This is a genomic window from Novosphingobium sp. 11B (assembly GCF_054589055.1).
Window position 1 is genome coordinate 1 of sequence record NZ_BAAILP010000067.1, and the last position, 12,724, is coordinate 12,724.

8 protein-coding genes and 5 pseudogenes are annotated in these 12,724 nt (G+C 54.8%); 2 read left to right on the forward strand and 11 right to left on the reverse strand.

Features of this window, described 5'->3' with window-relative positions:
• Positions 1-374: 374 nt before the first annotated feature.
• The 9 genes and pseudogenes from ACYPYD_RS06230 to ACYPYD_RS06270 all read right to left on the reverse strand — a co-directional run bounded on the left by ACYPYD_RS06230 (position 375) and on the right by ACYPYD_RS06270 (position 10,652).
• The gene (locus tag ACYPYD_RS06230) at positions 375-2,111 is read right to left on the reverse strand and encodes a thiamine pyrophosphate-binding protein (protein WP_459662487.1); all 1,737 of its coding nucleotides are present in this window, start codon (positions 2,109-2,111) and stop codon (positions 375-377) included.
• A gap of 187 nt (positions 2,112-2,298) precedes the next feature.
• Positions 2,299-3,081: an SDR family NAD(P)-dependent oxidoreductase gene (locus ACYPYD_RS06235; RefSeq protein WP_459662488.1), complete on the reverse strand. Its 783-nt coding sequence runs from the start codon at positions 3,079-3,081 to the stop codon at positions 2,299-2,301.
• Positions 3,082-3,277: 196 nt separating this feature from the next.
• Complete coding sequence (locus ACYPYD_RS06240; RefSeq protein ID WP_459662489.1) at positions 3,278-4,768, reverse strand: lipopolysaccharide biosynthesis protein; 1,491 nt, start codon at positions 4,766-4,768, stop codon at positions 3,278-3,280.
• A 169-nt stretch (positions 4,769-4,937) separates the two neighbouring features.
• A complete protein-coding gene (locus tag ACYPYD_RS06245) occupies positions 4,938-5,708 on the reverse strand; it encodes a glycosyltransferase family 2 protein (protein ID WP_459662490.1) in 771 nt (256 codons plus the stop codon).
• Positions 5,689-6,840, reverse strand: a complete 1,152-nt coding sequence (locus tag ACYPYD_RS06250; RefSeq protein ID WP_459662491.1) for an acyltransferase family protein — start codon at positions 6,838-6,840, stop codon at positions 5,689-5,691. The genes ACYPYD_RS06245 and ACYPYD_RS06250 overlap by 20 nt, the downstream gene beginning before the upstream one ends.
• Positions 6,837-8,057, reverse strand: a complete 1,221-nt coding sequence (locus tag ACYPYD_RS06255) for a glycosyltransferase (RefSeq protein WP_459662492.1) — start codon at positions 8,055-8,057, stop codon at positions 6,837-6,839. Before ACYPYD_RS06255 ends, ACYPYD_RS06250 begins: the two co-directional genes overlap by 4 nt.
• Before the next feature lie 602 nt (positions 8,058-8,659).
• The gene (locus tag ACYPYD_RS06260; RefSeq protein WP_459662493.1) at positions 8,660-9,238 is read right to left on the reverse strand and encodes a transposase; all 579 of its coding nucleotides are present in this window, start codon (positions 9,236-9,238) and stop codon (positions 8,660-8,662) included.
• Positions 9,239-9,339: 101 nt separating this feature from the next.
• Positions 9,340-9,821: pseudogene (locus ACYPYD_RS06265) on the reverse strand (transposase); the annotation flags it as partial.
• Between the two features lie 99 nt (positions 9,822-9,920).
• Positions 9,921-10,652 carry a polysaccharide biosynthesis/export family protein gene (locus ACYPYD_RS06270; protein ID WP_459662495.1) on the reverse strand — a complete coding sequence of 244 codons (732 nt, stop codon included), beginning with the start codon at positions 10,650-10,652 and terminating at the stop codon, positions 9,921-9,923.
• Between the two features lie 165 nt (positions 10,653-10,817).
• Between ACYPYD_RS06270 and ACYPYD_RS06275 the strand changes: the two are divergent.
• Positions 10,818-11,051: pseudogene (locus ACYPYD_RS06275) on the forward strand (DDE-type integrase/transposase/recombinase); the annotation flags it as partial.
• Positions 11,052-11,058: 7 nt separating this feature from the next.
• Here ACYPYD_RS06275 and ACYPYD_RS06280 read toward each other — a convergent pair.
• A pseudogene (locus tag ACYPYD_RS06280) lies at positions 11,059-11,530 on the reverse strand (IS30 family transposase); the annotation flags it as partial.
• A gap of 1 nt (position 11,531) precedes the next feature.
• Here ACYPYD_RS06280 and ACYPYD_RS06285 point away from each other — a divergent pair.
• Positions 11,532-12,164: pseudogene (locus ACYPYD_RS06285) on the forward strand (integrase core domain-containing protein); the annotation flags it as partial.
• A gap of 25 nt (positions 12,165-12,189) precedes the next feature.
• On the opposite strand, the pseudogene ACYPYD_RS06290 reads toward ACYPYD_RS06285, so the two are convergent.
• Positions 12,190-12,546: pseudogene (locus ACYPYD_RS06290) on the reverse strand (transposase); the annotation flags it as partial.
• Positions 12,547-12,724: the final 178 nt, after the last annotated feature.

The following is a 12,724-nucleotide window of genomic DNA, read 5'->3' on the forward strand; positions in this document are numbered from 1 at the left end:
AGATACCTGGCGGATGATCCCCCAGATCATCTCCTTCATCCATGACCAGTGTGCCTTTGCAAGAACCTTGACCGTACACTGAAGCCTCTCCACATCCCACGTGGGGTCCAAGCAGCGGTTACCCTTCGCCGCTGAACTGAATAAGCAATGGCCTGCTTCGCTACGCCCTACGGGCTCCGCTGCGCAGGCCATTGCTCAACCCGCGCTCATGCGCAACAAAGCTGCCCGGCTCTAATCCCGACTGGAGGAAATCCGGGGGTCACGTCACGCATCATGAACATTGGACGTCGAGAATGAGCACGTTGGTTCTGATTAACGCAGATTGGTATTAGGGAGACACTCAGTGAATGAGTTGAAGCTGCCCGGCGTCAACGTTAGCGCCGAAGCAGTTCCTTTGCCGTCCGGATGACCCGAGGACCGACGACGCGTTTGACTGTGTTGAGAACCTTGGTCCGATTGTCCAGTTCGAGGTAGCGGACCATCTTCAGGGCATTGCTTTCATCGTCTGGATTTACGAAAACTTCGACGAGCATGGGGCGATCTCGTTGTTCGGTCGCAAAAAGCTGCGTCGCGATGACATCGCTTTCCTGTTTGCTTGACACGCGGAGGTACTCCAATCCAAGGCCATTAGCATAGTATTGACCGAGATCGGGTGCGCGGCTGCTAAAATGCCCGTCGGCAGCAATAAACTTGTTTGCGTCTCCCGGGAAGGCAGCGCCCGCGTGACCGTACTGTGTGAATTCAGTCCCTTTACCATTGTTAATCAGAAGGATGCGCACGTTGGGCGCTAAATGGCGATTACCAAGCGCGTTCATATCATAGAAGAACGCAAGGTCGCCAGTTACTAGATAGAATGGCCGGTGAGGATCGGCAAGCGAAGCCCCTATCAGTGACGACATGCAGCCATCTATTCCAAAGCCTCCCACATTGGATGCGGTGCGTACTCCAGTCGGAAGCTCGAAGAAATTCCAAGCCCGCAAACTGTTGAGAATGGCGAAGTGTACCACCGCATTACCAGGTACATGCTGAGCGAATTGCGACGCAAGCCATAGGTTAGAAAACGGCAATTCCGGCATCTTCCCGCGAATCGCCTCTAGCGCTGTTTTACAAAGCTCGTAATAGACATTAGTTCTTGCCACGCCTTCGGTATAGCTGCGGAAAAAGCGCTGTTCTGACATTTCAAATATGTTGCTAAGTTTCCGAAATGTATCACGAAGCTCGCCATCAGGGCTGACGCGCCAGACTTCACGTCCCATTAAAGGCGTGGTGTCATAGTCACCCGAAACTTCACCAATATGGATCAATACGTCTGGGGCAAGGTGCGATTGGTCGGCTCCGAATTGTCCGCCGATCAGTGAACTCAGGATACGATATTTCCCATGATATCCGCTACTGTGGTCGCAGAAAACCACTGCATCATTGACCTCGCAGAATCGATCTAGTGATGCGATTTCGTCAGGCGTCCAAGTCTTGTGTGCACCGACGAATACCGCGACGCGACCATTAAGTGCGGGAAGAGCTTCACTGTCCGCCGTCCACCGCTTGATCTGTCGAGTTTTGGGCAATTCTTGTTGGTCAAAGCGCCGGCTGTAATTTGTGGGAAGGTTAATATGCACAGGGCCGCCGCCGTGCCGGCTCAATTCAAGAATCGCACGATTGACTTTCATTTCGCATTCCCAAATCTCCTCTTCGTTTTGCACGATCGGGAGTTCTACGCTGAGCTTTGCCACATCAGAGGGAAGGGTGCTGCGGTCGATGACCTGAGCAATCAGGTGCCCGGCGCGCGCGCGCCATTGCATAGAGGTCAATGCCAACACGGGCAATTTGCGATAAAAAGCTTCGGTTAGGCCGGGAAGATAGTTGCGTGATGCAGTCGCGCCCGTGCAACTCAGAACAACGGGCTCCCCCGTTTCTGCTGCAAGACCGCAAGCCATGTATGCGGCCGATCGTTCGTCTACCGCTGAGTAAACCTGAAAGAACGGATCGGTCTGGACGCTTCCTACGAAGGCCATGTTCGTCGTCCCGGGCGAGGCGATAACTTTCCGGATGCCGTGTGCCTTTAGTAAGGCAATGACGATCTGGGTGTGTCGTTCGTCGGTGTAGTACGTCATTTGGACCTCAGCATCGTGCGCGTTTTTGATTGTATTGGGTTAGGTAACTTCGGGTTGCACACCCAAATGGATTCACGATCGTGGTACGAAGCTATCGTGGCAGGGTGCCATGGACCAATTAGCGCCGGTGCTTCAGCAATGGCGACGGTTTTCCGGAATGAATTTAACAGCGCTGCCATGACATGAACTATTCCTTTTGTATTAGGGTCATACCGCCATCACAGATTATAGTCTGTCCAGTGATATAGTTAGACGTGTCGCTGGCCAGAAATAAGGCAAGTTCTGCAATCTCTTCAGGAAGTCCGGCCCTTCCAACAGGAATCTCGGCGTCAAACACATTGTCATTACCAATTCCGAGCATTCTGCCGGCTGTCCTTCCAGGGGCTAGCCCATTCACAACAATGTTGTGCGGCGCCAAATTCAGAGCCAGCCCTTTCGTCATCCCAACGACATCCCATTTGGTCATGCGGTAGGGGTATGCGCCGGGAGTAAAGCCGGACGTCGATGAGATGTTGATGATCTTTCTGACGCGGTCATTGATGGGAGTCCGCAACCACCGCTTCGCAACTGATTGCGTAAGGAAGAACAGCCCCTTGGAATTGACCGCATAGACCCTATCCCAACCTGATTCAGAGACATTTGGGAACGATTCACCGATCAGAATTCCGGCATTGTTTACCAGTATGTCAATTGGACCACCGAGAATTGTTTCGACTTCGCTTAGGTTTTTATCGGAAGCGGTGACATCTGCCACATCCCAGCGGAGCCAGTGCAACCTGTCGGAACCGACGCTATCAATGGCTTTACGCAGATCGACTTCGTTTCGCCCGGTGATGACCACAGATGCACCGGATGCGATGTACCTCCTAGCGATTGCGAAGCCTATACCTAGGCTGCCCCCGGTGACGAGGATCCGCTTTCCTGCGAGGATCGCGTTGTGATCGAGCGTACGAATTGTGGTTTTGACCACGCCACCATTCCGCCACAGTTGGATAGCACCGCGGTGGAGAAGTGCTAGTTTGCGAAGCCCGCGCGATAGCCTGCCGGACATAGGTTTCGTAAGTGATGCTTGTGTCATAGCCCTGCCATTTGACGTATGAGCGAGATGCAGAATGCTTTGCCACGGATAGCGGCTCCGCTGCAAAGGCGTACTGCCAAGACGGAACTCATCGGCCTATTCCAAATCTTGCGCTACGCTTTTGGATCATCGCATGAACTGAATTTCGTTCGTCTTGGCTCAATCCGAGTGCGTACACTACAACGGCCGGAAGAAGGCCTACTAATCCTGCTGCAGCGACCCCTTTTGTCGAAAAAAATGACTGGTCGAGGTCAGGCATAAAATCAACAATAGCCAAAACCAGTGCCGATGAAACTCCCACGACCAAAAGAACCGGCAGTCCTACTACACGCAGGAAGGCGCCAGAAGGCAATCCGGTTAAATAACTCGCAATCGCTAGCCTAATCACTAACATGACAATGTTAATGAAAATTGCGACTAGATAGACTGAAAATGCCGGATAGCCCATGCTTATGAGGATCCAAGAAAAGACTAAAACCAGTGCCTGCGCAAAACCCAGCGATAGCTCGTAAAGTTTCATTTGACCCGTCGCCCTGCAGGCCGTCATAAGAGTAAGACTTACTGCCGTAATAGCGTTTTCAATGAGAGCTAGTCGGGTGAAAAGTACGGTTTCTGAAGGGTATTGTCCTAGCCATATCTTCAGCACCCACGGCATCATAACCAAAAGGGGAAGCGTTACCATCCAGATCAAAAAGAATGCGATTTTTGAGCCGACAAACACTAACGAGAACATTTGGTCTTTTTCACCAGCAGCGTACGCCTTGATGATCGGTGGATGAAGCGCAGCCGAGAAATTGGTCGAGAACACCAATGCCTGTGCGGCTACCGACATGGATAACGCTCTGGCTGCTACGGTCGCGGGATTGAAGGCTTGATTGATTAAAATCGTTACAGCCTGATTCCTGCTGATCGTAGTTATTTGTCCAAGTATAGTCCAACTTGCAAAGCCTGCCATTTCGCGAAGGGTCACTATTTCCCGCCTGATTGGCCCCCATCTACACTCTGCATATCGCTGACTGCAAAAAATCCAGTAAGCACCTGCCATCCCGAACGAGCATATACAGAGCAGTGCGCCGTAGACGATGAGGCCGTTGCCAGCCAACACGATGATCGCGAGTGCCGCACCGAGGCGCAGCCCTGCTTCAACTACCGAAAAAAGGGCGAAGACGTGCATGTCCTCGTGTGCCATGATGATTGAAGAATAAAAGCCCGACAGATTGGCGGCAATAAAGGACACAACTGTAAGTTGAAAAAGAACTTGGGTGATGAAAATTTTGTCTGGGGAAACGGCTAAGTGATATGTGACAAACCAGATGCCTACAGTTTCCATGCCGAGGAAGATTAGTATTGAAACTCCGCCGCAGAGAAGAAGGCTGGCGTCGTAAACGCGTTTAAGGACTGCGTCACGATTCCTGTCTGCGCCTAACGCGAACGCCAAATATCTCTGACTTATTGTCGATAATGCTGTTGGGAGAAATGCTCCGATTGCCACTACGTTCACAACTACGTTGAATAGGGCGAAGTCATTAACTCCTAACGTCTTTAGAAGCACGCTCACAGCATAAAGGTTGATCGCCAAGATTAGAAATTGGCGCGTAAAGAGGGCCGCGGTGTTTCTCAGTAGCCTTCCGGATCTCATCTGCTGCCGCCGTCTTTAATTAAAAGGCAGCGCATCTCGGCGAACGTCTGGTGCAGAACTACCGGATGTTTCCAAGCCCATCGCGGCGATCCGCCGAGCGAAATTGCCATCATGATGCGCGCAAATCGGTTAGTGCAGTCAAGAACCTGAAGGCGGCAGAATTAATTGAACGCCTCGCTACACTCATCGCAACTATCCAGCGCGAAAGTTGAAGCACTTCGCGCTGCACGCTCATTGCCTCTCGGATTAACCGTAACTTATTGCTGCCGGACATAGCTTTGGTTTCGAACTGGTTGATGCTAATGACCGTATCAAAGCTTTTCATGGCGGTGCCTGCAAGCGACATGCGGGCAAGAGCGTCATAATCGCCAACGACTTTGTATCGGCTTGAGAAAAGGAATCTCTGATGCAATTCGCGCTTGATGAAAGTCGCCTGATGTAAGCCAGGCTGGCCATGCCAGATATAGGCTGGAGGCTTCACTTTGCGTACGACTTGACGGCCGCCGAAGTCCATCAGTGAAGCGAAGAAACCGATGTCGGGCGTCTCGTGCTTCCTGAGTTCATAAGCGGCGGTTTCTAGCGACGAGGAATCGAGCAATCGGTCGCCCGCGTTGAGAAATAGTATGTATTCGCCCGACGCAAGGGCCAGTCCCTTATTCATCGCGTCGTAAATTCCTTTGTCGGGCTCGCTGACGCCAATAGCTGTGCCAGTCGCGAACTGGTCGAGGGCAAGCGCTCTCGTACCATCGGTCGAGTTGCCGTCGATAATAACCCACTCGAGATCACGAAAAGTCTGTTTGGCCAGCGTTTGTGCCGTTTGTCGGAGGCTGTCCTCTGCGTTGCGAACAACGGTAACAATGCTAAAGAAAGGAGCGATCATACAAGATTTCTTTCCAACGGCGACGCCGCGACGCGGGGCAGGGCTTCGGTTTGCTGCGGCCTCCGAGCCGATCACGCGCTGGTGTTTCGACCAGGTAGTAACCAGCGGCAGCCAGAACTAAAACTATCGCCAAAAAGATTATCGTTTCCGGCCAATGCCACCCTGAAGCGGTAAAATTTAACCCAAAGGGAATGGCGTGGCGCGAAATGCGCATTAAGATATTCAGGACTGGAATGTGCAAAAGGTAAATGCCGAGCGACCAAGACCCAAGTGCCTGAATTGGCTTAGTGGTGAGGGCTTGACTGAGTGGGCCCCTGCGAAGCGCGAGTGCCACAGTCAGTAGCCCACAGACTAGCACAAATACGAACGACCCGACCCCTTTCGGGCTAAACCAGAGTAGTAGTGCTGCTAACGTAAAAAAAATTCCCTCAGCTGCAGTGGCCTGTACTCGATTCACAATTCCCGAAAGTGAGACTAAACGGAAAAGCGGAAGCATCGATACCCCGCAGAAAAAGCCGAATAAGCAGCGCAAAAATGAGAATTGAATCGGTGTAGAAAGGTACATGCCGTTACTTACCAATACTAGTGCTGTGAGTGCTAGTATCGCTACGGCCGAGCTATAAAGCCAGCGTCCGTTTGCCATCGCGCTGAAGGCGAAAATGAAATAAACAAAGAATTCTACCGAGATTGTCCAACTGGGACCATTCCACACCGCATGGTCATATATCCCCATGCCGTGGATTAGCGCCAAACTTGCGATCCAAGAACCGAGCGAGTGGTCGCCCCCGACTTGCATCAATTCAGCGTCTCCGCCGTGCAGCGCAACCCCGACAAGACGCGGTGCCATCATAGCGGCAAGAATCGCCGCGTGGAGAGGCCAAATTCGGGCAAAACGGCGACGCACAAATTTCCCCAAATCGCGTGCCTCGGTCAGCCGGTCTCCATATTGGTAGGCCATGACAAAGCCACTGATAACGAAGAAGGTGTCGACCAGCCTTCCGCCATGAAGCAGTATTGGGTGAGCGGGTAGTAGTTGATTTGTTGCCATGTGATGCAAGACTACGAAGCTAGCGGCGAAGCCGCGCAGTCCGTCAAGCGCATCAAGTTTCGCTTTTGGCGCGCGCTGGGTCATGCCGCTCGCTCCTGACATGCTGCAATCAGTTCAAGGTAAGTGTTGAGATAAGCTTGTGTGAAGCTTTGCCCTGACCAAATACGTCGTGCACGTGCACTCAACTCAGAATGGGTAACTCCACCATAGAGTTCCGCCTCACGGCCGGCCTCGATCAGGGCTAGCGCTTCGTCGGGGGAGGACACGCAGCGCCCTCCGACCAAGCCCAGCATTTCAACTGCGGCAGGAGAATGATACGCAATAATGTAGCTACCAGCGACCAACGCCTCGATTATGGTGAGTGGCGCATTGTCCATCTGTGAGGTAAAAACCAACGCGCGCGCTTGACTAAAGATTTCAGCGAGCCGCTTTCGATCGCGGACTTCGCCGTGATCAACCGCAGTGATGTCGTGAAATGGGTTGGCTCTGCCCACAAGTTCGATCTTGTCGCCATGCTTAGCGGCCAGGGCTCGCACCATATTAGCATCGATTTTTCCGGGGGAGGCAAGGTCGGACGCGCAAAAAACGATACCGCGCCGCTGTCGTTCAGGTATCACGGAGATTGCCATCTCATACTCGTTATCGAGCGCATTTGGGATGAAGCGTATATCAAGATCAGGATAAATCTGGGCGTGATCGCGTTGAATATGTTGAGACGGGCACGCAATCACAAGCTGTTCGGAAAGCAATCGTAACTGGCTTTGACGTGAGGCGCGCACGGTGCGTGACCGATCGAAGAGTGATGGTAAATCTTCGGCCCGCCGTGCGCCGCATTCGCCACACTCGCGCGTCCAGCCCGTGCAATCCCGAACGAAGCCGCAGCGTCCACTTACTAACCACCAATCGTGTGCGGTCACAACGACTGGCTTGCGTGACCGACGCAGCAAATGCACTAATGTCGACCACCGTAGATACCAATGGTGAGCGGCGTGAACATGGACGACGTCAGCCCAATCTATTGCTTCTTTTAAAATGGCGCGGCCGGGTGTGAGGAACTCTCTTCCAATCAGGAGATGCGCGGCATAATTGCCTAACACAAATGGACGATTGCCAATCATCTGAATGTCAGATCGTCCCGCCACATTGGCATCAGGCGCGATTCTCGAACCGTACCCATAGAGTAGTCGTGCATTCACGCCCATACGCTTGAGCCGACAATGTAGATCATAGCCCATCCGCCCAGCGCCGCCTTGTGTCGCTCGGATGTTGATGCTGAGAACTTTGGGAGAGATGGAGATCATTTTTTAATTCGCCCTTGGCAATAGAAGCGCGGCATTCTCTCCGGCTGTTTGACGCTGAACTTCTAGAGGTTGCTGATTAGCCCTCTTGGGTTCCACAACCTCCCGGCGCGGTAAATTGATCATGCCTTACATCTCATACCGCGGTGGTTCATCCGGAAGCCTCTCAGAGGCGGCTGTGAAACTCGCACTGCCAGCTAGGGGCACTTGCACCACAACCTCGGCGTAAGAAAGACCATGTTTTCACGCTGCTTTCCGCAATGAACATTCGATACATCGCTTTGAGAAATTCTCCCGCAATGCAGCATTTTTTGAGCGCAATGTCCATGCTGCATCTGCACATGCTGCCTCGTATAGATGGTTTCGCGGGTTCCGAACAGGGCCATTATCTGGTAGCGGGGATCTCTGAGCGGTTATGCGTCAGTCAGCATTCGCTGTACGCGGGGAAGCGGCAACTTGCGCAGGTGGTGCCTGGCGATGCCAGCATGGATGCAGAGATCCGTCACTTGAAGCGCGAAACGGGCGGGTTAACCGAGGGGTCGTGTCCCGCGGGGTTCTCTAATCGCATTCGTCAAGCTGTTGTGATGGGATATCGGCGACCAGGCTCATGGTTCTCTTCGAGGTCGGCGGTTTGTTGCCGCCTCAGTACGGCGTTGGACAGGTTCAGCAGGCCAATGTGGTGTTCGCGGTCGCCGATATTTACCGGTGCTCGCATCCGCGGGATCGGCCTTGGCTGCGCCATCGTCCTGGCCGGACGATTCCGTTGACGTCAGCGTGACGTAGGATGGGTTGCAGTCATGCGTCCTGCACCTTCTCTGCGGACGACCAGCGGAACTCCTTGCCCGTCGTCCACATGGCATGGAGGATGGTGGCGAGTTTGCGGGCCAGACCTTCGCTTTTTTGAAGCCGCCGCGCCTGGCGATGCGCAGGCCCCAGCTCTTGAGGGCCGAGAACCGGTCGATGCGCGTCAGCAGCGCATTGGCGGCCTCGTAGAGACTGCGCCTGAGAAAGTCGTCGCCGCGTCGGGATATCCGGCCCGCTTTCATGGTTTCGCCTGAAGCATAAATTCTGGGTGTGAGCCCAAGATAGGCACCAGCGCTCGATGACCGGCGGAAACGTGCGGGATCGTCGATAGTAGCGACAAACCCGAGCGCGGTGACGACGCCGAATCCAGGCACGGTCATGAGGCGCCGCACAGTGGCATTGCCGCGTGCGGTAGAGCGGACCTTGGCATCAAGTGCAGGATTTGGGCGAGGATAGTCACTTCGATAGGGAGGCAATGCGACAAGAGATCGAGCAGCATCCGGCTGACTGCCAATGGAAGCTCTAGGTGCGCCTCATCCATGCGGCGCATGATCGCAAGGTCCGCGCTGGAAACGGGCCGGGGCAGTTAACATGCACTGCCCCGGCTGATCCCCAACTGCCGGGCCTGCCGTGCCACTGGCAACTTGTGAGAACGGCCGATCGTCGCTTTGCGCTCGGCAACAGACCGACCTTGCCGAGAAAAAATCGTTCGCCAGCGTTAGTTCGCCAATTTTGGCGTGTAGCGCCTTCTCATCGACCGCTGCCTCGCTCGCTTCCGAAGCACTCTCCGAACCGAATGCCCCGCTGCGCCGTCCAGCAACTGGCTGCGCCATGTCGTGATCTGGTTGGGGTGCACATCGAAGTCCTGCGCCAATTCGCAAGCGTCTTCTCATACTTAACGGCGGCCAACGCCATCTTCGCCTTGAAAGCCGGACTGTGATTCCGGCGCGGTCGTCTGCTCAACTCTGCTCCTGTCTCGCAGTCACCCTGGCCGTCATCAGACAGAATATCAACTTATGCCGCTGTTCAGTGTCTCGAGGCCACCTCTTTGACCCAGTGATACTAACGAATCGCTATAAGTGCGAACGCGTTGAAAATGGGGGCGGCTTTCAGAATATCCTGCCAAAGCCCCTTGGAGCGGGAGTATCCAACCATTACAACGTCACCATCGAGTATCATTGGGTCAGGGCTTAACCCAAGGCGGATCTGCTTAAGGTCGAATCGCGCGACCATTCGCTGATCATTTATGGTGCGAAATACTACGATTTCGTTTAGTTTCGCCGTTGATGTGGGGCTCTCCGCTCTAGCCAAAGTAGCTAGTAACGTTGTGCGCCCGTCAATTTCGTAGACTCCCGGCTTTTTGACTTCTCCCTCGACCGAGACATAGCTTGGGGCAGGTTCTTTAACTGAAACAGCTACCTGCGGATTTTTCAGATAGCTGCGGGCGAGGCTAGAGGCAATTTCGGCCGATAATTCTTCCACGCTGAGGCCTTCAGCCTTGATGGATCCTATGAGTGGGACTTGAATTGTTCCCACGTCGTCCACTCTCAGTTCTTCTTGGGAAACCTCAGGCTCATTGAACACTCGTAGCCTGAGCTTATCCTTAGGTCGTATCGGGTAGGCGGTGGGGACGGGTACCGTCGGCGGTATCACTTGATAGGCCGCCGCACCTCGAGGCAAGTTGGGGTTGGGGGCCATACTGGTGCATCCGATAAGACTGAGCCCAGCGGTGATGCTCCCGAGCGTAAGCGCGATCTTAAACTTTTGCACTGACGGAAGTCTCCATGCGGTCATGGCTGATTGAAAGGTAGGGCCTAGTCAGAGCGCGACAATTGCGCAAGTCGTTCAGCGTCTGAACGATGCGGTGAAAGGGCAGGAATTGTGCTCAGACTTGTCGAGCATGAGTTCGACGCGCTTTTTGTGGGATCGATGGCTAGGGGGGGGCGGAGCGTACGTAGCCAGTTCGTCGCCGATGCGCCCAACCAAAAGTGGGTGGCAGGCTTCACGTATATCTGGACCGCACAAGGTTGGCTCTATGTCGCGGCGGTCATCGACCTGTTCTCGCACCGTGTCGTGGGCTGGTCGATGAGCGCGACCATGACGGCTCAACTTGTTGCGGATGCCATGATGATGGCCATCTGGCGCCGGGGCAAACCCGATGCCTTGCTGCATCATTCGGATCAGGGCAGCCAAGGCGGATTCAACCGGTGGTCGCAACACCCTCGATATGAACCTTCGCAAGCAAGTGGTCGAGAGCTTCGGCGGGAGTTTTCCAACCCAGGGTTTTACGAGGCCTCGTGTTGACGGCGTGCGCGACCGCATCGAGCGCGTCCGACGTGTGCCAGCTCAGGTCGGTGCCCTTTGGAAAGTACTGTCGCAGCAGACCATTGGTGTTCTCGTTCATTCCGCGCTCCCATGGGCTTTGTGGATCGCAGAGTAGATCTCCACCCGGTATAGATACGCAACCTGGCATGCTGGGCCATCTCGGCGCCCTGATCCCAGGTAAGCGACTGGCGGAATGTGTCGAGGAACTTCGTCATCGACTGCGCGATCGCCTCGCGCACGGCTTCGGCACCATGACCAGCCAGGGGTGGCCCGTTCTTGACGGCCTCGCCTGGCCGATGGCCGTCCATGCGCGACAGGTGCAGTAACATCGTAAAACGTGTGGTGCGCCTGCAGGTACGTCGGCGCGGTGGGCGCAAGCGGGCTTTGGGCACGCGGGCGCCCATGGCGATCCCTCAAGGGCCGAACCAGCATTGGAGCCTCGACTTCGTGTGCGACGCGCTCGTCTGTGGACGCCGGTTCAGGATTTTCGCTCTGGTCGATGACTACAGCCGGGAGTGCCTGGCGCTGATCGCCGACACCTCAATCTCGGGCATGCGGGTCGCCCGTGAACTCGATCTCGCCATTCTCAAGCGTCAGGCAAAGCCAGCCATGGTGGTCAGTGATAACGGCAGCGAACTGACCAGTATGGCGATCCTGCGATGGTCGCGCGATCGCGATGTCGAGTGGCACTACATCGCGCCAGGCAAGCCACAGCAGAACGGCTTCATCGAGAGCTTCAACGCTCGACTGCGTGACGAATGCTTGAACGAGACACTGTTCACCAGCCTTGGCCATGCTCGCCAGGTGCTGGCTGATTGGCGGCACGACTAAAACCATTTCCGGCCCCACTCGAGCTTGGGAAACAGAACCCCGGCCGAGATGGGAGCCGGCTCAATCTGCAAAAAGGGTTGGGGGGGCAACCCGGTTGTTGCCATCACGCCCACGCTTGGGCATCAAACCGGGCACAGGTTCTACTCATAGCTGGTAGAAACCTCGGGCTCAGACCAACGACGGCCGCCGTCGGACTCTGCTCACGCCCTTCGCGTTCACGGTCCAACATCAGGGTGACGTCGTGGATCGTGCGGAACAGCAGTCGGCGCACGAAACGGCGAAACTACCAATACACCGTCTGCCAGGGCGGGAAGTCGTTCGGCAACCTCCGCCAGCCACCACCTGTTCGGGCCAGATAGCGCAGAGCATCGAGTACGTCACGCAGGTCCGTTTCTGGCTTGCGACCGCGCTTGGCCACAGGCGGAAGAAACGGCTGAATGAACAGCCATTATTCGTCCGTCAGATCGGTCGGGTAGCGCGTCGATCACTTTTCAAATCCTGCCATCCGGCTACGGCTCGCTCGGCTCCACATTCCAAGCTTGCATCACGCCCGCACTGCCGCATCAACCGATTCTCAAACGGGCTCTCAGCTCGACTTTGTACGATCAGGTAGCGAAGCATAGTGCCTGAGCCATACGTTTTAGGCGGGTTGTGGGAATATAGTTCGGTTCTGGGTGCGGCGGGGAGTGTTGATTAATGTCGCCGACCCA

Coding starts and splice junctions, on each gene's coding strand:
- ACYPYD_RS06230 (WP_459662487.1), bottom strand. CDS start 2,111: ATGACGTACTACACCGACGAACGACACACCCAGATCGTCATTGCCTTA.
- ACYPYD_RS06245 (WP_459662490.1), bottom strand. CDS start 5,708: ATGATCGCTCCTTTCTTTAGCATTGTTACCGTTGTTCGCAACGCAGAG.
- ACYPYD_RS06250 (WP_459662491.1), bottom strand. CDS start 6,840: ATGACCCAGCGCGCGCCAAAAGCGAAACTTGATGCGCTTGACGGACTG.
- ACYPYD_RS06255 (WP_459662492.1), bottom strand. CDS start 8,057: ATGATCTCCATCTCTCCCAAAGTTCTCAGCATCAACATCCGAGCGACA.
- ACYPYD_RS06260 (WP_459662493.1), bottom strand. CDS start 9,238: ATGACCGTGCCTGGATTCGGCGTCGTCACCGCGCTCGGGTTTGTCGCT.
- ACYPYD_RS06270 (WP_459662495.1), bottom strand. CDS start 10,652: ATGACCGCATGGAGACTTCCGTCAGTGCAAAAGTTTAAGATCGCGCTT.